We start from the raw sequence: 19,643 nt of genomic DNA, 5'->3' as shown, positions 1-19,643 counted from the left end.
AGTCCACTACGTTCCCCGAAATGCTGCGGCGGCCCCGGTCGGGGCCTCGTCGCCGTGCTTCAATTCGCTTCCAGGTCAGAGGGTTAGCAAGCCCCCGGGACAGCCCCCCGGATTCGCCGCCTCACGCCCCCGTGCGCGGGGCGCCTTCCATCACTTCCTTCACCTTGGCCGCCAGCTGTTTCAGGCTGAAGGGCTTGGGCAGGAAGTCGACCACCGCACCGTCCTTCAGCGAATGGCGGAAGCGGTCTTCGGCATAGCCGGAGATGAAGATGACCTTCACGTCGGGGCGGAATCGGCGAACCTGCTCGATCATGGTGGGGCCGTCCATCTGGGGCATGACCACGTCGCTGACGATGAGGTCCACGTCCCCGCCCCGTTCCCCCTGCAGCAGGTCCAGCGCCTCTTCCCCGCTGCGGGCTTCCAGCACGGTGTAGCCCTTGTTGCGCAGGGCGCGGGCGCCGAAGACACGCACGGCGTCCTCATCCTCCACCAGCAGCACGGTGCCCATGCCGGTGAGGTCGGCGGCGGCCTTGTCCTTGGCCTCTTCCGCTGGCGCGGCCTGGGCCGCCTTCTCGTCCAGGCGCGGCAGGTGGATGGAGAATTTGGCCCCCTCCCCCGGCTTGCTCTCCACGAAGACGAAGCCGCCGGTCTGGCGCACGATGCCATAGACGGTGGACAGCCCCAGCCCCGTGCCCGACCCCACCTCCTTGGTGGAGAAGAAGGGCTCGAAGATGCGCTGCAGGTTCTCCGGCGGGATGCCGATGCCGGTATCGATCACCTCCACCACCACCCAGTCGCCGGGCGGCATCTCCTCCGTCTCATGGCGGACGGGCTCGGTCGTGTGCAGGTTGCCGGTGACGATGGTCAGCCGCCCGCCCTTGGGCATGGCGTCGCGGGCGTTGACAGCCAGGTTGATGATGACCTGTTCCAGCTGCCCCTGGTCCACCCGCACCAGGCCGGTGTCGCGGCCGTGCAGCATGCGCAGCTCGATGTTTTCGCCGATCAGGCGCCGCAGCAGGTTGGACAATTCCGCCAGAACGTCGGTGATGCTCAGCACCCGGGGCTGCAGCGTCTGCTGCCGGGAGAAGGCCAGCAGCTGGCGCACCAGATTGGCGGCACGGTTGGCGTTCTGCTTGATCTGCATGATGTCGCTGAACGACTGGTCGCCCGGCTTGTGCCGCAGCAGCAGCAGGTCGCAGAAGCCGATCATGGCCGTCAGCAGGTTGTTGAAGTCGTGCGCCACGCCGCCGGCCAGTTGGCCGATGGCCTGCATCTTCTGCGATTGGACGAACTGCGCCTCCAGGTTCTTCTGGGCGGTCATGTCCACCAGATGCAGGATAAGGCCGCGGTCACCGTCGCCCTCGCCGTCGAAGCGGCGGGAATAGACATGCACCACGGCGCCGGAGGTCCCGCGCAGCCGCGCCTCCACCGGCGTGCCCATGCCCCCGCCCATGCTCCCGCCGGCCCCCGCCGTCGGCCGGCCCTCCAGCACCTCGCCCAGGCGGGCCAGCAGGTTGGCGCGGTGTTCCGGCTGGAACAGGCTGGCGATGGGTTCGCCCTGCACGTCGCCCAGCCGCAGGTCGGCCATGGTGAGGAAGGTGGGGTTACACTCCGCCAGGCGGAATTCCCCATCCACAAAGGCGAAGCCAGTGGGCGCGAACTGGAAGAAGCGCTGGAAGCGCTGTTCCGCCCGGCGCAGTTCCTCCTCCCGCGCGGTTTCGCGGGTGAGGTCGCCCAGGAAGATCAGGCTGCCGCCGGACGACGACGCCACGTGCAGCACGCTGGCGCGCAAGGGGGCTGCGCGGGCCGCCGCCAGTTCCACCTCCGCCATGCCGGCCAGGCGCCCGGGAAACAGCTCCCCCAACGGCGGTGTCGCCAGCAGGTCGCGCAGGTGGCGGCTGCCATCCTCCAGCAGGTCGCGGGTATGGCCCAGCCAATCGGCCAACGTCAGGTTCACGCGCAGCAGGGTGCCGGCCCCATCCACCAGCATGACGCCCAGGGGCGCCAGATCCCACAGCTCACGCCAGGGGTGGCTGCCCGGCACGGGGATGGCGCCACCGCTGCGCACCCGCCATTCCGACACTCCGGCCTGGTCCGCGGCGACCAGGGGCCGCGCCACCACCAGCCGCGGCGCCGGCCTGCCCACACCGCCGGCGGGATGCCCCCCGCCACCCTGGCCCGACGTGTCATCGACGAAGACGACGAAGGCCTCGCCCTCCTCGCCCCGGCGCACCGCCTCCTCCAGGTCGTGCAGGCGCTGGCTGTCGGCCCCCTCCCGGCAATGGCGGGCCAGGATGTCGACCACCCGCCCACCCTCGACGGCATTGGCCAACGCGGCGAAGGCGCCGTTGGCGGCCAGCAGGCGCCCATCCGCCCCCGCCACGGCCAGGGCGTCGGGCACCGCCTCCACCACCGCGCGCAGCACGGCGGTGCGCGCCGCCACCTGTCGCAGCCACAGGACGCCCAGCAAAGCCATCAGCAAAAAGGCGCCGGCGGCGGCGATGGCCGCCAAGCTGGCGGTGCGGTCCGGCAATCCCCACCAGGACAGGGCGGCAGCCAGGAACAGCGCCGCCGCAAGCAGCGGCACCCCGGCCACCAGCGCCAGGCCCGCCCGCGCCGCCCCGCCAGCCAGGTTTTCCGGCGGCGTCGCGGACGGGGCGGAGGACGGGCGGGAGGGGGAAACGGCCACCGGCAGGCACCTCGGGATCGGGGGCCCCGATCCTACCAGCACCGGCCGCGCGGGACGAGATGCCAAGAACGAAATAAAACGGAGGCGGGGCACCCTTCCGGCAGAGCGCTTTAGGTCAGCGCTTGGGAAATGTCTTCTTCTTCAACTTGAAGACATAGGAAATGACCTGCGCCACGGCCTTGTAATGCTCGGCCGGGATTTCGTCGTCCACCTCGGCGGTGGCGTACAGGGCGCGGGCCAGCGGCGGGTTGGGCACCAGGGGGATGCCGTGCTCCTCCGCCAGCTCACGGATGCGGGCGGCGATGAAGTCCACGCCCTTGGCCACCACCATGGGTGCCGTCATGGTCAGCGGGTCGTACTTCAGCGCGATGGCGTAGTGGGTGGGGTTGGTCACCACCACGTCGGCCTTGGGCACGTTCTCCATCATGCGGCTGCGGGCGCGCTGGATGCGCAGGGCGCGGATCTTGCCCTTGATCAGCGGGTCGCCTTCCGTCTGCTTATGCTCGTCCTTCACTTCCTGCTTGGTCATGCGCATGTCGCGCATGAACTTCCAGCGCTGGTACCACCAGTCGGCGCCGGCCAGCAGGCCCAGGGCGATCAGCACGCGGAAGATCAGGCCCACCGCCTGGCTCTTGGTCTCATTCACCAGGCCCATCAGCGGAAGGCCGATGAAATGATCCACGGCGTGGCCCAGGGGGATGAGGCCCGGCAGCACGATGACCGACACCACCGTCAGCTTGATGACGGACTTGGCGAACTCGATCAGGTTGCTGACCTTGAACTTGTTCAGCAGGTTGGTGACGGGATTGAAGCGGTTGAGGTCGAAGCTCAGCACCCGCTCGGTGCTGAAGACGAAACCCACCTGCAGGACGGAGCCGAGGAAGGCCGCGATCACCAGCAGGGCGAAGGGCACGGACATGGCGACGGCCACCTGGCCCAGCAACTCGGTCAACAAATGGCCCAGCCCACCCCTGTCCACCGGCATGGTCTCCGGCCGTTCTATGAAGGGAACCAGCACGCTATGGATGCGCCCGAACGTCCAGGGCAGCACGGCCACCACCAGCACCAGGATGGCGCCCAGCATGAAGAGGTGCGGCACCTCTTGCGACTTGGGGATGTTGCCCTTCCCCCGGGCCTCGGACAGCCGTTTGCCTGTCGGCTCTTCCGTTTTGGAATCTGGATCCTGGTCTTCCGACATGGGCCCCTTCCCCCTACGACGACAGGAAGGGCATCATCTGCCCCTGGAAGGCGCGCAGCCAATAGACCATCAGCCCCGACAGGCTGCCGCCCAGCAGCAGCAGGCCCAGGGCGATCTGCAGCGGCTGGGTCACGAAGAAAACCTGGATGGACGGCACCAGCCGGGCCACCAGGCCCATGCCCAGGAAGAACAGCAGGCCGATGACGACGAAGGGCGCCGACATCTGCAGGCCGATCATGAAGCTTTCCGAGAAGATGCGCGTCAGATGCTCGGTGAAGTCGCCCAGCGGCATGGCCCCGCCGGGCGGGAACAGGCCATAGCTGCGCACCGCCGCCAGGATCAGCATGTGGTGCATGTCGGTGGCGAACAGCAGCAGGATGCCCAGGATGCCCAGGATGGAGTTCACCACCGTCGTCTGCTGGGACATGGCGGGGTTGAAGGCCTGGGCGGAGCTGAGGCCGACGTGGTTGGCGATCAGGCTGCCCGCCGTTTCCAAGGCCCCCATCATGGTGCGGGCGATGGTGCCGATGAAGATGCCGATCAAGGCCTCGCCGATGATCAGCACGGCCATGTCGGCGGGCTGCGCCGGCTCCGGCGGCAGGGTGCCGCCCACGGCCGGCGTCACCGCCAGGGCGACCATCACGCCGAACAGCAGGCGGATGCGGGTGGAGACGAAGGTTTCACCCACGGTGGGCATGATCAGGAAGGCCGCGCCCAGCCGCACGAACACCATCAGATAGGCGTAGAACTGGCTGACGAGGAAGGTCTGCAACATCACTCGCTGCCCGTTCCGACCCCGACGATCTTGTCCATGATGCCTTCGGTGAAGGTCACCATGTGGTGCATCATGAAGGGGGCCAGGAACACCAGGGCCACGAACATGGCGATGATCTTGGGCACGAAGGTCAGCGTCTGTTCCTGGATCTGGGTCAGCGCCTGGAACAGCGAGACGGCCAGGCCCACCACCATGGACACGGCCATGATCGGCCCGCTGACGATGATGACCGTCAGCAGCGACTGGCGCACGATCTCGATGATTTCCTGTTCGTTCATGCGCGGGTCCACAGACGCGAAGAGGGGCGCGAAAGGGGCGGCGGACGCCCCGTCGGGGCCAGCTTGCCCCAGAACCACCCGCCCCACAAATGTGAAACAAGGCCAGCCCGGAGGGTGCTCCTCCGGCACTGGCGTCACATCGGCATGCGCATGATTTCCTGGTAGGCGGAGATGACCTTGTCGCGCACGGCCGTCACCGCCTGCAGCGTCACCTCGGCGTTGCTGACGGCGTTCACCACGTCGGTCAGGTCGGCCTTGCCCACCACACCGGCGGCGGTCATGCGCTCGCCCTGGTGCATGGTGTCGATGGCGTCCACCGCCGCCTGCTTCATCAGCTCGCCAAAGCTGGGGCCGCTGGCGGGGGCCGCCACGCCGGGCCCGGCGCCCTGGCGGGCCGTGTTGGCGTAGGCCGCGATCGCGTTCGGAATGGGAATGGCCATCTTGTTCACTCAGCTCCGGTTCGCGGCTCAGTTGCGCAGCAGGTCGATGGTCTTGGTCAGCATGGTGCGGGTGGCGTCGATGACGCCCAGGTTGGCCTCATACGACCGCTGGGCCTCGCGCATGTCCATCGATTCCACCAGGCCGTTGACGTTGGGCATCAGCACATAGCCCTCGCTGTCGGCGCTGGGGTGGCCGGGATCGAACTTGCGCTGGAAGTCGCCGCGATCGACGTCGATCTTCTTCACCTTGACGGTGTCGATGCCCAGCGCCTTGTCCAGGCTGTTGGCGAACAGCACCACCTTGCGGCGGTAAGGCAGGTCGCCCGGGCTGGCGGCCGTGCTGTCGGTGTTGGCCAGGTTCTCCGCGATGACGCGCAGGCGGGTGCCCTGCGCCTTCATGCCGGCGGTGGACAAGTTCAGCGCGTTCATCAAATCCATCGGAACCCTCGTCCCCAACCCTTGAAGCCTAAAATACGCTGCGAACCATCAAGAACACGTTAACCAGAACCGCTCAGCTGGACCCCTTGCCCAGGGCCATCTTCAGCATGCCGATCTGCTTGCGGTAGAGGTTGGTCAGCGCCTGGAAGTCGATGGCGTTCTGACCAATCTTGGTCATCTGGTCCTCCAGCACCACGGCGTTGCCGGTGGGCGAGGTCTCATAGGCCGTGCGTTCCTTGGCGGAGCGGAAGCCGCCCGCCCCCGTGCTGCTGGCCGACAGGTGGGCCGGATCGGTCGACACCAGGTCCAGATGCCCGGCCTCGCGCAATTGGTGCTTGAAATCGAAAGGCACCAGGTCCTGCGCCTGGTAGTTCGGCGTGTCGGAATTGGAGACGTTCTGCGCCAGGACCTCCTGGCGCTGGTTGTCCCAGGCCATCTTGTCCGACATCAGCTTGAAGATACCCAGCCTGTTCAGGTCCATGATCCGTACTCACCTACCCATAAGGGTCAAACCGGGGGTCACCGTCCCCAAAAGCGCCAAACGCCAGGCCCAGGCACCTCTATCGCGATAGATGGGTCATATGCAATCTGCAAGCCATTGCCTAGAGAATCGCTCTAAACCAAATGGGATTCCAGCATTTTTTGCCGGCCTCCACGTCCTGGGTCCGGACACCGGCATGGCGTCCCCCCGCATTTTCCAATGACGGTAGCGTTTCGGGCCCATCGGCGACGCCCTTTCAGGCGGCTGCCCATTTGCGTCCGGGGGCGGCGGGATATACCCTGGCCCCGTCCCGGCATGTGCCGACCAGGCCCCATATGGCCGGCCGGGGCCGCTTTTCAATTCAACGAAGGACTCATCCCCCTTTGCCCTCCGGCCCCACGCCCCCAGCCCCCGAGGACGACAGCGACAAGCCCCGCCGCCAGGTGGCGGTGGCCTTGCAGCACATGGCCGAGGGCCTGCCGCGCATCGTCGCCACCGGCCAGGGCGCCGTGGCCGAGCAGATCCTGGAACTGGCCTTCGCCAACGGCGTGAAGGTGCGGCAGGATGCGGACCTGGCGGAAATCCTGTCGGTCATCGACATCGACAGCGAAATTCCCATCGAGGCGCTGGCGGCGGTGGCGGAAATCCTGGCCCACGTCTACCGTGCCAACGGCCGCCTCAGCAGCGGCGTCCCGCTGGATGCAACCTCCCCCGGAACCGTCCAGCCCCCCAACCCTTATGGCCAGGCCCCCGGTCCGGGGCCCGGCACCACGTCCGGAACACCGCCGATCAGATGACCCCGCCCCTTTCCCCCGAAGCGGATGCCTTGGCCACGGCCATGGACGACCTGCTGGCCATCCTGAACCGCACCGCCGACCTTGTCGCGGCCGGCGACGCGGTGGAATTTGCCGGTCTGGAGGATGAAGCCACTGCATTATGCAATGCAGTTGTCCAATTGCCGCCGCAGGAAGCGCGATCCTTCCTGCCGCGACTGGAGGGCGTGCTGGCAGCCCTGGAGCGGCTGGAAGCGGTGGTGAAGAAGGCCAATGAGCTGACACAGGGCAAGGCTACGGTAGGCCGGGCGGCCGCCGCCTACCGCCGGGCCGAAGATCCGGATGTCGGCTGACCCCATGGCCACGTCCGCCGCCTATTACGTCTACGCCGCCCTGATGCTGGGCCTGGTGCTGGGCTTCATCCTGGTTGCCGGCTGGCTGGTGCGCCGCTTCGGCGGCGGCGCCCTGATGCGCCTGCCCGGCCGGGCCCAGCGCCGCCTGGGCGTGGTGGAGGCCATGGCCCTGGACCCGCGCCGCCGCCTGGTGCTGATCCGGCGCGACGGGGTAGAGCATCTGCTGCTGCTGGGCGGCACCCAGGATCTGCACCTGGAGGGCCCCATACCGCCGGGCGGTACCTCCACCTTCGAGACCGTTCTGAACGAGGCCGCCGCCCCGCCGGCGCCCGCCCCGGGGCCTGTACCATGAGCACCACCCCCAGCCGCCCCTCCCGCCTGTTCCGCTGGGGCGTGCCCGTCCTGGCCATCCTGCTGACGGTGGCGGCCTCGCTGCTGGCCGGCACCGCCTATGCGCAAAGCCTGAACCTGGACCTGGGCTCGCAAGGGGGCAGTTCCACCAGCCGCATCATCCAGCTGGTGGTGCTGATCAGCGTGCTGTCGGTGGCGCCCAGCATCCTGGTGATGATGACCAGCTTCGTGCGCATCATCATCGTGCTGGGCTTCCTGCGCTCCGCCATGGGCACGCAGCAGGTGCCGCCCAACCAGGTGATGCTGAGCCTGGCCCTGTTCCTCACCTTCTTCATCATGGCGCCCACCTTCCAGGCGTCCTACGACGCGGGCATCAAGCCCATGATCGATGAACAGGTGGATGAGCTGACGGGCCTGAAGAACGCCGTCGTACCCTTCCAGGACTTCATGCTGAAGCACACGCGGGAACGCGACCTACAGCTGTTCACCGACATTGCCAAGATCGACAAAGTGACGGCAGCCAAGGATCTGCCCATCCAGGTGGTCATCCCCGCCTTCATGCTGTCCGAGCTCAAGCGCTCCTTCGAGATCGGCTTCCTGGTGTTCGTGCCCTTCCTGGTCATCGACATGGTGGTGTCGTCGGTGCTGCAGTCCATGGGCATGATGATGCTGCCCCCGGCCATGATCTCCCTGCCGTTCAAGATCATCTTCTTCGTGCTGGTGGACGGCTGGTACCTGATCGTCGGCAGCCTGGTGAAAAGCTTCGGGTAGCGCCGCCCCTCGGCGCCGGCGCAACGAAGTGTGGGGCGCTTTGCCGCTGTTCAGCAGGCTCTTCCCATCTAGATTCGTAGAAGGCGTTAGGATCAACGCCTTGCCCCACACGCCACACGACCTGAGTGAGGAAAATGAAGAAGGTTCTGACCAGCGGTCTGCTGTCCCTGTTTGCCGTCACCGCCATCACCGGGTTGGGGGCCGGCCAGGCGGCCGCCCAGGCCGGCCCGCAGTGCCCCAAGACCCTGCCGGTGACCGAGACGGTCAAGGACGTGCCGGCCGGCTTCAAGGCCTACCAGGACGGCAACCCGCCCAAGGCGCCGGATGGCAGCGCCCTGCCCCTGCCGCTGGCGGCCATCCTGTTCTGGAACGGCGAACCCGGCGGCCAGCCGCCCCTGCCCCCGGCCAGCCAGTCGCGCACGGCCCTGACCTGGAATTTCACGCCGGCCCAGGCCCAGAACCTGTGGATGGCCTGCGCCTATGACGCCACCGCCATCATGATCGCGTCCAAGATGCCGGCCAGTGTCCACACCTGCACCGTGACCCTGTCGCCCGACGGCAACATGGCCGCCGGCCTGAACTGCCAGTAAGCGAAGGTCAGGGGTCGGCCCCGCGCCGGCCCCTGCCTCCATTTCCAGCGCTCAAACATCCAACATCCCAAAAGGCATAAAAGCGCCAAGGGCGGACCGCCCTTAAGTGGAATGGAGATTGCGGGACGCCCCTTTATTTCAAGGCGAAGAATATGCACCACCATGCATGGAAATCGCCGTCATGCCTTACGTCTATAATGACGTGCTGTCGCTTCTGACACACCCGCCGATGCCAAACGTCGGCACAGGGCAATGTGTCGCGTTGATTGAGACCTACACGTCAGTGCCGAAACCGGCGTCCCTCTTTTGGAAAGAAGGTGCAGCCGTCCGGGGCAATACTTCCCTGAAGATGGGAACGGCCATAGCCACCTTCGTGAATGGGAAATACCCCAGTCACAGCCATGGCAACCATGCTGCCTTCTACATCAGTCAGGACTCAACTGGCATCTGGGTAGTGGACCAATACTCCACCAGTCTCGGCATCCACAAACGCCATCTCTCCTTCAAAGGAAAGAATGACGATGGCACTTATAAGAATCCGAGCAACAACGGTGACGCCTTTTCGGTGATCGAGTGAGAAAGATGAAAACCTTCCTTATTCTCGGCGCACTCATGCTCCCCATTGGAATGGCGTCAGCGGCGGAGACAGTTCCGCAGTGTCCCAAGACATTCGCGGTGACGGAGACACCAGCGTCGGTGCCGGCCGGCTTCACCGCCTACTCTGATGGCAATCCACCAACCGCTTTGAGTTCCCAACCGTTGGCCCGTCCGCTGATCACCGTTCGCTTCTCAGAGGGCCCGCCCTCGGAGCAAGCGATCCTGGCCCCGGATGCGACGACCAAGACGACCGCGAGTTGGACGTTCGAACCGGCGTCCGGCAAGGACATCTGGATGTCCTGTGCCTACGTCGCCACCGACATCATCATCGTGACCAAGCTGCCACGTTCAATAAAGAGTTGCCGCCTGACACTGGATAAGGGCGGCACACTCGTGCAAAGCGTCAACTGCCATTAAGGCTCTATTCAGCGCCGCTGGCCTTCCGGCGCGGGCGGGGTGGCGGCGGCGCTGGAGGCCGCGGGCGGTTCGCCCGCCGGCTTGGCTGATTCCGGTGGCGCCGTGGCGCTGGGTGCGGCCTCACCCCCGGTTGCCGACGCTTCGCCCGGCACGGCCGCCCCCTGGGTCTGGCGGGTGCGGTAGCTGTCCAGGAAGCTCTTGAACAGGTCGATTTCCTTGACCTGGTTCTGGATGGTGGCGGCGTCCAGCAGGCCGTTGGCCTCGGTCGGGCGGGTCATCACCTGGAACATGTTGGAATCCGGCCCCTTGTCCATCGACGGGCCGAAATCGGTGCGCAGCTTTTGCAGGCCCGGCAGATCTTGGGCCAGCGACAGGGCCACGGCCCGGTTCACCACCAGGCGCGAAATGGTGGGGTCGATGGGCTGGCCGGCGGCCGGCGGCGGGCCGATGACGTCGGCCAGGGCCTGGGCCGCCAGCGGCCACTGCTTAGCGTGCCAGGCGATGTCGATGCGCATCAGGTTGGCGGGGCGGGAATTGTCCTGCTTCAGCAGGGCCACGGCCTCCGGCCCCTTGTCGGTGCGCGACAGGGCGCGGGCGCGCAGCAACCGGCGTTCCGCCGCCATGGTGTCGGGAATGCCCGGCACCTCCGACTGGTCCAGGGCCGCCAGCGCCTTGTCCGGCTGGTTGTTCAGCAGGCGGATGGCCGCCTCGCGCGTGCCCACCTGGGCCTTCTGCTCCCCCTGCAGGCGGTACTGCACCTGGCGGTCCAGCAGCTCGGCCGCACGGTCCAGCAGGTCAACGTCGACCAGCCGTTCCGCCAGCACGCGGATGACCGTGTCGCCGTCGGGGCCCGGGGGCGTCAGTTCCTTGTACTGCTCATACAGCGACAGCGCTTCCAAGGGCGGCATCTTGTCGGCACCGTTGCGTACGAACAGGCCGGTGAAGGTGTCCGTCATTTGCTTGGTGATCAGCGGCGCCTCGGGGCTGTTGGGGAACAGGGTGATGGCGCGCTTCATGGTGTCGAAGGCTTGGGGGAAGTTGCCGGCCTTGATATGCAGGTCGGCCAGGCGGCGCAGGATGTGCAGTTCCAGGTCGTCGCCCGTCCAGGCGAAGCGCATCTTCTCCATCTGCTCCGCCGCCTTGGCGGGGGTCAGCTTGCCGGCGGCCAGTTCCTCGTCCACCAGGGCCATGCGGGCCTTGGTGCGATAGAGGCGGTCCGTCCCCTCCGTCGCCGCGCGGTAGGAGTCGATGGCCTTCTCATGGTCGCCCGCCAGGCGCGCCGCCTCGCCGCGCAGATAGTTGATGGCGGTCTCGGCCGGCCCCTTGTTGGCGCCGCGCTTCACCAGCCGGTCCAGCAGGGTGTTGGCCGTGTCCACGTCGCCCTTGGCCAGCGCCGCCTCGGTCGCGGCCAGGCTGAAGCGGGTGTTAAACGGCTCCGGATAGGTCCGCAGCAATTCCCGGCGACTCTGGAACAGGCGATAGGCGGTGTCATCGTCCCCGGTGGTGTGGGCGGCATAGGCGCGCCACAGGGCCACGTCCGGTTCATTCTGCAGGGCCGGGGCCGTCAGGTCGTCCAGGCCGCCCTTGGCATCGCCGGTCAGGATGCGGGCGGTGCCGCGCACGGCCGCGAACTCCGCCCGCTTCTCCAAATCCGGCTGGTCCTTGCGCGCCATCTCCAGCAGGCCTAGCGCTTCCTGACCGAAGCCGTTGCCGGCGTAGAAGCGGGCCAGATCCAGGCGCAGCTTGGGCCGATCGTCCGGCGGGGCCTTGACGATCTCGTTCATCACGTGCTCGCGTCCGGCCACGAAGCCGTTGGGGTCCACCTTGGCCCAGCGCTGGAAGTCGAAGAAGCGGTCGGGCTCCACCACCGGCGGCGGCGGTGCGGCGGTGGCGACGTCGGTGGACGGCGACAAGCGCAGGCCGCCCGGCACCGTCAGCTCAACCCCTTCCTTGGCCGGCTGCACCAGCAGGCGTTCATCGATGGGCCGGACCACCACCCCCTGGGCTGTGGGCAGGAACTGCGCCTCGGCATAGCGCAGCGTCACCGGCATCAACTGCGGCGCCGGGCTCATGGGGATGACCTTCAGCGTATCGCCCACCACCGGGTCGGAGAAGGTGAAGACCTTCACCGGCTTGGGCGTCTTCACCACCAGGCGGGGGCCCAACGCGAAGTCGGGGTCCGTCACCACCGGCACGCCCGCCGGCGCGCCGTCCGCCGGCGCGGTCGGGGCGTGGTCAAAAGTGATGCGATAGCCGGTGGCGCCCTCCCCAGTCACCTTGGGCTCCAGCACGGCTGGCGCCGGCAGGCGGAAGCCGGTGCCGCCAGTGAAGGCCACCGGCTCCACCTGGCCCAGCACGGCCGGTTGGTTGGCGGGTTGCGTCGGCGCGGTGGTCGGCGGCACCGCGCGGTCGAACAGCACGTACAGCCAGCCGGCCCGCGCGAACACAGCCACCGCCGAGGGCTGGCCGGGATCGAATACCAGGGTGGGCGGTGGTGCCGGCGGTGCGTCGGCGCCCGGCTGGGCGGCCGCCGCTTCGGAAGCCGGCGCCCCCTCGGGCGCCGAGGCGCCCGGTGGATGCGCCGCCACCGGGGGAGCGCCATGCTCACCAGCCGGCGCAGGCTTGGCCTCGGGTGTCTTGGCCTCTGGTGCTTTGGCAGGCGGGGCCGCCTGCGCCACGGCCTTGGCGGCAGCCTCTTTCGCGGCGGCATCTTTGGCCGCCTGCTGCTGGATCAGGTACAGCGGCTGGCCTTCCTTGACCGCGCGCGGATCGGCCGGGGGTGCTGCCACCGAGGGCGGGGCGCCACTGGCCGGGACACTGGGCGGCCCGGCGGACGGCAGGGCGGCAGCCTGGCTGGGCGCCGCCACCGGCGTCTTGGCGGCGGGGGCCGCCCTCTCCGCCGAGGGGCCCGAGGCGCCAATGCTGGTGGTCGTGCTGGCAGGGGCCGGCGGGGCGCCGGGCTTGCCGTCGCCCACGTCGATGACGACCTTGTCGCCGGAGCGGGACTGTTCGACCGTCGCGTTGGCGGGGATGGTCAGGGCGACGGTCAGGCCGGAACCGCCCGCCACCGCTTCCACCCCCGAGATGCGGGGAGAGCGGGCCTTGCGGGCGGCGCCCAGGTCGGCCTTGGCCGGCCTGTCGAAATGAATCAGCAGCTTGGCACCGTCGCGCTCCAGCGTCGACTTGACCGGTCCCGCCCAGTCGAACACCAGGCGGCTGCGGCCGGGATGTTCACCGGCACGCACCGTCACCGTGGGCAGGGCGGCGCCCGCCTCCGCCGGTTGCGCGGCCGCAGGCTGGGTGGCGGTGGGCTGGGTGGCAGCGGGCTGGATCGCGGTGGGCGGCGACTCCCTGGTCTCCTGGCCGGCGGCCAGGGCGGGGGTCGCCGCCAGCGCCAGGGCGGCGACCATCAGCAGGGAGCGGAAAAGCGGGGCGTAAGCGGTCATGACGGGGGCTTGCCGTCCCGGGCGGCGTATTCACGGATGACGATGTCGATGCGGCGGTCGGCCGTGGCCCGGTCGGCGTCGGTAGCAGCACCCGGGGCAGCCGGACCGGCGCCGCCGGCCTGGCCGCGCACGGTGATGGGTTCGGCATAGCCCGCGCGGGCCAGCGCCAGGGCGATGGTGCGGCCACGCGCCAGCGACAGTTCCCAGGTGGATGGGTAGGCGGCGTTGGCGATGGCGCCGGGCGCGTTGGAGCCGGGACCAATGGAGTTGAGGTCGGTATGGCCCACGACCTCAACCGCGTTGGCGACGTTGCTGACCACCCCGCCCAGCGCGAACAGGATGGCCGACCCGGCGGAGGACAGGGTGGTGGCCCCGGGGGCGAACAGCGCCTCCTCCGGCAGGGCGGCCACCAGACGGTCGCCCGCATGGATGACGCGGACGGCCGCCAAGGCCGGGTCGCTGGACAGCTGGCGTTCCATCACCCGGGCCAGATAGCCCAGGTCGGTGGCCTTGCCCCGGTCCAGGTTGCCGTTGCCGTGCTGCTCGGCAGGGGAACCGCCGAAGATGGCCTGCAGCACCTGGTCCCGCCGCGCGTCCGGGGCCGTCATGCCGTACAGCATGACGAAGAACGACAGCATCAGGCAGACGAAATCGGTGAAGGAAATCAGCCAGATGCGCTTGGGCGCCTGGATCTTGGGCGCCAGGGACGGCAGGAAGCCCGGGATGGGCGGCGGCAGGGCATCGGGCTCGCTCATGGCCGCGTCTCCGCCGCCGGCGTCACCGGAACCGCCGGCAGGCCGGCACGCGGCAGCCGGGCGCGGAACAGGAAGCGCACCGTGTCCGCCCTGCCCTTCTCCACCCCCACGGTCATGGCGCGCGGGGCCACGCCGGCCGCGGCCAGGGTGCGGGCCATGGCGCCGGCCTGGAACACGGGCAGGCTGGCGCCGGGATTGCCGCCGTCGCCCACCAGGAACTCCAGGTCGATCTCCAGCCCCGTCTCCTCATCCGGGCGCACGGCCTCGGCCATCTGGTGCCACACGCCCTCGCGGCCGGGCAGGACGGTGACGATGGTGCCGCCCCCCTCCGCCGCCGCCGTGGCGAACAGGCTGGATGTGGGCATGGTCGCGGCCAGGGTGCCGCCCTTGCCGCTCTGGTCGATGACGGCGTCGGGCATCACGGCCACCAGGCGGCGGCCCACGGCGCCCAGGCGCTCATCCGCGCGGGCCAGGGCGGCCTGCGCCGCCGGCCCCTGGGTGAGGGTGACGCCGAACGCGTCCTGCACGGCCTGCATAACGGCGTCGAACTTCCGGTTCTCGAAGGTGGACAGCGAGGTCAGCAGGATGAAGAACGCCAGCAGCAGGAAGAATACCGACAGGTAGAGGACGAAGACCCCGCCCTCCTCCTGGGCGATCTTCCGTCCCCCCGACACCAGCCCCGCCATGGGCCGGTTCCTGGACGCCCCAACCGTCATAGCCGTCGCCTTTGGGCCCATCCCCTCTGAAGACTCAGTCGAAGCTCGCCAGCAGGCGATCGATCTCATCCTGGTCGATGGCCCGGCCGGGCAGCTGGGGCCCATGCAGCAGGAAGTCATCGTCGGATGCGCCGCCGGCCGGCGTGTCGGCGGCGGGCGGACCGTCGGGGTGGCGGCGCTGCACGTCCTCGCCGAAGGCCACCAGCATGGCCTCCACCTTGGCCTCGATATGCTTCAGCGCCTTCACCACCTTGGTGATGCGCTGGCCGGTGATGTCCTGGAAGTTGCAGGCCTCATAGATGCCGGTGGTGATGTCCATCATCTTGGACGACACCTCCGGCGTCACATCGCCGGCCATGCCCATCAGCTGGTCGCAGGCGTCCATGATGCGGTTGGTGGCATCCTCCGTGGCGCCCACCACGGCGTCCAGCTCATCCGTGGCGCGGGGAATGTGTTCGGCGTGGATGTCGCTGGGCTGCAGCGCCGCGATTTCCTTCTTGGCGTTGTGGATGAAACGGGCCAGGCCCTCAAGCTCGCCATAAAGCTTGATGTCGTGCTGGGTCACGTCGCCGCCCATGGAGGCGACCACGGTGGAGACGATCTGGGCGACCTCTTCCCGCGACAGCGGCTGGCGGGCCTGGGAGCGGGCGGCATCCAGCCGGTCCTGAAGGATCGGGTCGGCGGCGGGGCGGATCATGGCGGCTCTCGTCTCGTCAAATGGGGCCGGTTATCAGGCCTGGTGGCGGCTGGGTTGGGGTTTGGTGCGGTTGGCGGGCGCGCTCATTGCGGCACGCTGGGCAGTCGTTTGCGGTCGGCCAGCATGGTGGTCACCTGCTCCGCGCGCTTGGGTGTCATGGCGGCCAGCACCGGGGCCGCCTTGGCTTCCTTCATGCGGCTGATCACGTTCAGCAGCACCTTGTCGTCCATGGCCTCGAAGATGCGGGCGGCCTCGGCCGGCTTCATCGTCTCGTAAATCTTCACCAGGCTGTCCAGCTGCTGCGCCTGGTCGGCGTTGACCTGGTTGACCAGGCCGTCCAGCTGCTTTTTCAGCGCCTGCATCTCCGCCAGTTTCTGGTCCAGCCGCTGGGTCGCCACCTGCAGCATGGCCTCGCGCTGGTCCAGGTCGCGCTCGCGGCTGTCCAGGGCCTCGCGCCGTTCCGCCAGGCGCTGCAGCAGCTCCACGTCCTTGGGCGTGAAAGTCTGGCCGTCGGTGGGGCTGCCGGAAGGCTCGGGCTTGCCGCCCTCCGCCTTGGCGTCCCCTTTTGCGGCACCCTCGGCAGGCTTGGCGGCCGGGGCCTCCGCCGGCTTCGCCGGGGCAGCGGCAGATGTCTGGGCAGCGGTTGCCTGGGCAGCGGGTGTCTGGCCAGAAGGCGTTTGCGAGGCGGGCTTCTCCGGCGCCGGGCTCTGCGCCTTGGCGGCCGGCACGTCGGGCGGCGCGGCGCCCACGGTCAGCGTCCACCACATGTCCCCCGCCCGTGCCCCCAACAGCAGCACGGCGGCGAAGATCGTGGCCGGCAGCAGGCGCACGCGCAGGCGCCGCCACAGCGGAACCTTGGGGGCCTCGTCCTTCCTGGCCACGCGGCCCTTGCCCGCAGTGGCGCGCGTTCCCGCCGGGCGCGCCCCTGCCGGCACCGGACGCTGGGTCCGGGGCACCTGGGGGGCGACGGCCTTGGGGACGGCCCCGGTGGGGGGTGCCCCAGGCGTTGTCCCGAGGGCGGCCGTTGGCCGGCCTTGCCGGGGAGCCGAAGGTTCAGCCGTCATTGACGCATGTTCTCCAAGGCCTGGAGCAATTCACGCTCCGCGCGCGAGCGGGCCTCGGGCAGGGTGCCGCCCGCCTGGCCACCAGCGGCCTCGCCCCCGGCGGCGGCTCCCGGTGCCGGCAGGCGCGCGGGCGCCGGGCGCGGCGCGGGGCGGTTGACGTCCAGGCCGGCGTCGTTGTCATAGCGGTCGCCCGGCCGCTCGGGCCGGGAGGCGCGTTCGGGCACGCGCCCGCCATTCAATGGGTCGCCAGCAGCCCGTTCCCCCGCGAGGCGCTCGGCCATTTGCCGCTCGGCGATCTGGCGTTCCGCCGCCATCCGTTCGGCCAACTGGCGTTCGGCGATGGAGCGTTCAGCGGGCCGTTCCTGACCGCCACGCTCGCCCTCCAGCCGTGCCGGCAGCGGGCGCGGATCGGGGCGGATGCCATCTGGGCGAATGCTGGCGGCGCCACGCGGCGCCTCGGACCGGTGGCCGTTCACGCCGCCTACCATCCCGCCACTGGCCATGCCGCCACTGGCGACGCTGCCGCGCAGGGCTTCCGCCCGGGGCAGGTCGCGAGGCTCCGGCCGGCTGTCGCGCGCCGGCTCCGGTGGCGCGGCGTTGGCGCGGGCGCGTCCGGCGGCGCCCTCAAGGCGCGCGGCCAGGGCATCGGCCGCCTGGGTCATCTGCTCCAGCTCTTCCCGCATCTTGTCGGCGCGGCCGATCAGGTATTGCAGCGCCTCGCCGGACTCGGCGGCGGCCTTGCGCATGCCCTTCACGCCGGCATCGGCCTGGGCGGTGGCCTCGCTGAACTCCCGCACCAGGGCCTCCATCTCGCCCCGGCTGTCGCGCAGCTGGGCGATCTGGCGGTTCAGGCGCAGGGCGTAAACGATGGTGGCGACCAACAGGCCGCCGACCACCACATCCAAGGCCAGGGAAAGCAGGATGGTCAGGCTCATGTCGGCGCGGTCTCCGGCTTGGGCGCCTCGCGGTCGATGCGGACCGCGATGTTGCCGCCCTTGCGCCCCATGCGGCCCAGGAACATGGGCACGTCACCGCACCGCAGCTCGATGGTGTCGTCCGGCGCCACGTTCAGCAGCACGCGCGACCCCACCTTCCAGTTCAGCACGTCGTAGAGCGACAGCGTGATCTCATCCAGCACCGCCGACAGGTGCACGTCGGTCATCCACAGCTCGCTGGCCAAGTGGGTTTCCCAGATGCTGTCGCGGCCGAACTTTTCACCCATGAACATCTGCAGCAGCAGTTCGCGCACGGGTTCCAGGGTGGCGTAGGGGATCAGCAGTTCCAGGCGGCCGCCGCGATCCTCCATGTCGATGCGCAGCTTCACCAGCACGGCGGCGTTGGCCTGGCGGGCGATGGTGGCGAAACGCGGGTTGGTTTCCAGCCGGTCGAAACGGAAGGTGACGGGCGACAGGGGGTCGAAGGCGGCCGACAGGTCGGACAGCACCACGTGCACCATGCGCTCCACCAGGTTGCGCTCGATGGTGGTGTAGGGGCGGCCCTCGATGCGCATGGCCGCCGTGCCGCGCCGGCCGCCCAACAGCACGTCGACGATGGAGTAGATCAGCGCCGAATCGATGACCATCAGGCCATAGTTGTCCCATTCCTCCGCCTTGCAGACGGCCAGCATGGCGGGCAGCGGAATGGAATTGAGATAGTCGCCGAAACGGACCGAGGAGATCTGGTCCAGGCTGACTTCCACGTTGTCGGAGGTGAAGTTGCGCAGGGAGGTCGACATCATGCGGACCAGGCGGTCGAACACCACCTCCAGCATGGGAAGGCGTTCGTAGTTCACCAGCGCCGAGTTGACCAGCGCCATGATGCCGGAATTGTCGCCGTCGCCGGCGCCGTCCTTGTCGAAGCCCAGCAGGCTGTCGATTTCGTCCTGGTTCAGGACGCGGGTGGCCCCGCCGCCCATGTCGCCAAAGCCACTGTCGCCGGCGCCCTCGTCCGCCAAGGCCGCCCATTCGGCGGCCATGCGTTCCTCTTCACTCAGCTCCTGCGGATCCGGCATCGGTCAGCGCTCCAGCGTCCAAAACGCGCATGCGGGCCCCCGGCCCCCCAAGAACCACCCATCAGGAAACCGGGCGGGGCGCCGAATGTTCAGAAACATGCACGTACCAGGCCATATTACAATCGGCGGGGCGGCAATATCCATGCCAGCAAGCAGGCGCCCCCAAACCCAATCACCCAAACCCAATCACCCAAACCCAATCACCCAAACGATGACAAGGCCGTTTAAGGCCCCATCTCATCTCACTGTGATTGTACCAGAATTTCCTCAAACAGCACGTCCCTCACCCGCACCGGGGCGGCCGCCGCGTTCACCCGCTGCAGCAACTCCTCGCGCAGGCGGTAAATGCCGGCCGATCCCTTGAGATCATCCAACCGCAGTTCCCGCAGATAGGTCTGGAAGGTATCGACGATGCGCGGGGTGGCCAGGGTCAGCTTGGGCCTGTCCTCTTCCTTGTAGATCTCCAGCTGGATCTTCAGCTTCAGGAAGGCCGGGCGGCGCTCATTTGTCTGCAGGTTGATCAGCAATTCGCCCAGCGGGAAGAACACCGGAGGCGCCTTGGGATCGAACGCCTCCTCCGCGGCGGCGGGCTTTTCCTCCACCTCCTCCGCCTTCTTCTTGCCCAGCAACCCGTCCAGCAGGCCGCTGAAGATCAGGCCACCGGCGATGAGTGCGATGAGCAGCAGCGGCACCACCACGAACATGACGATCTTCTTGCCGCTGAATTTCTTTCGCGGCAGTTCCTGTTCGCCCCCACCATCCGTTTCGATGGCCGTCATGCTACCCCGCAACGCTCGTGCACC

Annotated in this window: 22 protein-coding genes; 7 read left to right on the top strand and 15 right to left on the bottom strand. The window is 68.5% G+C overall.

Annotated elements, in window-relative coordinates; translation table 11 throughout:
• Nucleotides 1-121: 121 nt before the first annotated feature.
• The 7 genes from P5F91_RS12555 to flgB all read right to left on the bottom strand — a co-directional run bounded on the left by P5F91_RS12555 (nucleotide 122) and on the right by flgB (nucleotide 6,299).
• Nucleotides 122-2,689 carry a hybrid sensor histidine kinase/response regulator gene (locus P5F91_RS12555; protein ID WP_277907318.1) on the bottom strand — a complete coding sequence of 856 codons (2,568 nt, stop codon included), beginning with the start codon at nucleotides 2,687-2,689 and terminating at the stop codon, nucleotides 122-124.
• 115 nt (nucleotides 2,690-2,804) lie between these two features.
• Nucleotides 2,805-3,887, bottom strand: coding sequence for a flagellar biosynthesis protein FlhB (flhB, locus tag P5F91_RS12550; RefSeq protein WP_145609612.1), 1,083 nt, complete (start codon nucleotides 3,885-3,887; stop codon nucleotides 2,805-2,807).
• Nucleotides 3,888-3,900: 13 nt separating this feature from the next.
• Nucleotides 3,901-4,662: a flagellar biosynthetic protein FliR gene (gene fliR / locus P5F91_RS12545; protein ID WP_145609806.1), complete on the bottom strand. Its 762-nt coding sequence runs from the start codon at nucleotides 4,660-4,662 to the stop codon at nucleotides 3,901-3,903.
• A complete protein-coding gene (gene fliQ / locus P5F91_RS12540) occupies nucleotides 4,662-4,940 on the bottom strand; it encodes a flagellar biosynthesis protein FliQ (protein WP_004272109.1) in 279 nt (92 codons plus the stop codon). Before fliQ ends, fliR begins: the two co-directional genes overlap by 1 nt.
• A gap of 134 nt (nucleotides 4,941-5,074) precedes the next feature.
• Nucleotides 5,075-5,380 (bottom strand): flagellar hook-basal body complex protein FliE, encoded by a 306-nt coding sequence (gene fliE, locus P5F91_RS12535; protein WP_277907317.1) that lies wholly within the window; start codon nucleotides 5,378-5,380, stop codon nucleotides 5,075-5,077.
• A gap of 27 nt (nucleotides 5,381-5,407) precedes the next feature.
• Nucleotides 5,408-5,818, bottom strand: a complete 411-nt coding sequence (flgC, locus tag P5F91_RS12530) for a flagellar basal body rod protein FlgC (protein WP_277907316.1) — start codon at nucleotides 5,816-5,818, stop codon at nucleotides 5,408-5,410.
• A gap of 73 nt (nucleotides 5,819-5,891) precedes the next feature.
• The gene (flgB, locus tag P5F91_RS12525; protein ID WP_145609615.1) at nucleotides 5,892-6,299 is read right to left on the bottom strand and encodes a flagellar basal body rod protein FlgB; all 408 of its coding nucleotides are present in this window, start codon (nucleotides 6,297-6,299) and stop codon (nucleotides 5,892-5,894) included.
• A 383-nt stretch (nucleotides 6,300-6,682) separates the two neighbouring features.
• Between flgB and P5F91_RS12520 the strand changes: the two genes are divergently transcribed.
• The 7 genes from P5F91_RS12520 (at nucleotide 6,683) to P5F91_RS12490 (ending at nucleotide 10,151) form a co-directional block, all read left to right on the top strand.
• Nucleotides 6,683-7,096, top strand: coding sequence for an EscU/YscU/HrcU family type III secretion system export apparatus switch protein (locus tag P5F91_RS12520; protein WP_338424075.1), 414 nt, complete (start codon nucleotides 6,683-6,685; stop codon nucleotides 7,094-7,096).
• Nucleotides 7,097-7,137: 41 nt separating this feature from the next.
• Nucleotides 7,138-7,425, top strand: coding sequence for a hypothetical protein (locus P5F91_RS12515; protein ID WP_277907315.1), 288 nt, complete (start codon nucleotides 7,138-7,140; stop codon nucleotides 7,423-7,425).
• Nucleotides 7,415-7,777 (top strand): FliO/MopB family protein, encoded by a 363-nt coding sequence (locus tag P5F91_RS12510; RefSeq protein WP_277907314.1) that lies wholly within the window; start codon nucleotides 7,415-7,417, stop codon nucleotides 7,775-7,777. The genes P5F91_RS12515 and P5F91_RS12510 overlap by 11 nt, the downstream gene beginning before the upstream one ends.
• A complete protein-coding gene (gene fliP / locus P5F91_RS12505) occupies nucleotides 7,774-8,547 on the top strand; it encodes a flagellar type III secretion system pore protein FliP (RefSeq protein ID WP_277907313.1) in 774 nt (257 codons plus the stop codon). Before P5F91_RS12510 ends, fliP begins: the two co-directional genes overlap by 4 nt.
• 134 nt (nucleotides 8,548-8,681) lie before the next feature.
• Nucleotides 8,682-9,137 (top strand): STY0301 family protein, encoded by a 456-nt coding sequence (locus P5F91_RS12500; protein ID WP_145609617.1) that lies wholly within the window; start codon nucleotides 8,682-8,684, stop codon nucleotides 9,135-9,137.
• Nucleotides 9,138-9,303: 166 nt separating this feature from the next.
• Nucleotides 9,304-9,714 carry a BPSL0067 family protein gene (locus tag P5F91_RS12495; RefSeq protein WP_277907312.1) on the top strand — a complete coding sequence of 137 codons (411 nt, stop codon included), beginning with the start codon at nucleotides 9,304-9,306 and terminating at the stop codon, nucleotides 9,712-9,714.
• 5 nt (nucleotides 9,715-9,719) lie between these two features.
• The gene (locus P5F91_RS12490) at nucleotides 9,720-10,151 is read left to right on the top strand and encodes an STY0301 family protein (RefSeq protein WP_277907311.1); all 432 of its coding nucleotides are present in this window, start codon (nucleotides 9,720-9,722) and stop codon (nucleotides 10,149-10,151) included.
• An 8-nt stretch (nucleotides 10,152-10,159) separates the two neighbouring features.
• Here P5F91_RS12490 and P5F91_RS12485 read toward each other — a convergent pair whose 3' ends face one another.
• From P5F91_RS12485 to P5F91_RS12450, 8 genes are all read right to left on the bottom strand, one after another.
• Nucleotides 10,160-13,597 carry a tetratricopeptide repeat protein gene (locus tag P5F91_RS12485; protein ID WP_277907310.1) on the bottom strand — a complete coding sequence of 1,146 codons (3,438 nt, stop codon included), beginning with the start codon at nucleotides 13,595-13,597 and terminating at the stop codon, nucleotides 10,160-10,162.
• Nucleotides 13,594-14,352, bottom strand: coding sequence for an OmpA/MotB family protein (locus tag P5F91_RS12480; protein WP_277907309.1), 759 nt, complete (start codon nucleotides 14,350-14,352; stop codon nucleotides 13,594-13,596). Before P5F91_RS12480 ends, P5F91_RS12485 begins: the two co-directional genes overlap by 4 nt.
• Nucleotides 14,349-15,038, bottom strand: coding sequence for a flagellar motor protein MotB (locus P5F91_RS12475; protein WP_277907308.1), 690 nt, complete (start codon nucleotides 15,036-15,038; stop codon nucleotides 14,349-14,351). Before P5F91_RS12475 ends, P5F91_RS12480 begins: the two co-directional genes overlap by 4 nt.
• 64 nt (nucleotides 15,039-15,102) lie before the next feature.
• Entirely contained in the window at nucleotides 15,103-15,765 is a 663-nt protein-coding gene (locus P5F91_RS12470) for a protein phosphatase CheZ (protein ID WP_145609620.1), read from the bottom strand.
• A gap of 83 nt (nucleotides 15,766-15,848) precedes the next feature.
• A complete protein-coding gene (locus P5F91_RS12465; RefSeq protein WP_277907307.1) occupies nucleotides 15,849-16,646 on the bottom strand; it encodes a MotE family protein in 798 nt (265 codons plus the stop codon).
• Nucleotides 16,647-16,825: 179 nt separating this feature from the next.
• Complete coding sequence (locus P5F91_RS12460; protein ID WP_277907306.1) at nucleotides 16,826-17,764, bottom strand: DUF6468 domain-containing protein; 939 nt, start codon at nucleotides 17,762-17,764, stop codon at nucleotides 16,826-16,828.
• Nucleotides 17,761-18,840, bottom strand: coding sequence for a flagellar motor switch protein FliM (gene fliM, locus P5F91_RS12455; protein WP_004271642.1), 1,080 nt, complete (start codon nucleotides 18,838-18,840; stop codon nucleotides 17,761-17,763). The genes P5F91_RS12460 and fliM overlap by 4 nt, the downstream gene beginning before the upstream one ends.
• Before the next feature lie 242 nt (nucleotides 18,841-19,082).
• Nucleotides 19,083-19,619, bottom strand: coding sequence for a flagellar basal body-associated FliL family protein (locus P5F91_RS12450; protein WP_145609623.1), 537 nt, complete (start codon nucleotides 19,617-19,619; stop codon nucleotides 19,083-19,085).
• Nucleotides 19,620-19,643 lie beyond the last annotated feature (24 nt).

Source organism: Nitrospirillum amazonense (assembly GCF_029594735.1).
GTDB classification, from domain to species: Bacteria; Pseudomonadota; Alphaproteobacteria; order Azospirillales; family Azospirillaceae; genus Nitrospirillum; species Nitrospirillum amazonense.
This window is presented reverse-complemented; position numbering and strand designations above follow the sequence as displayed.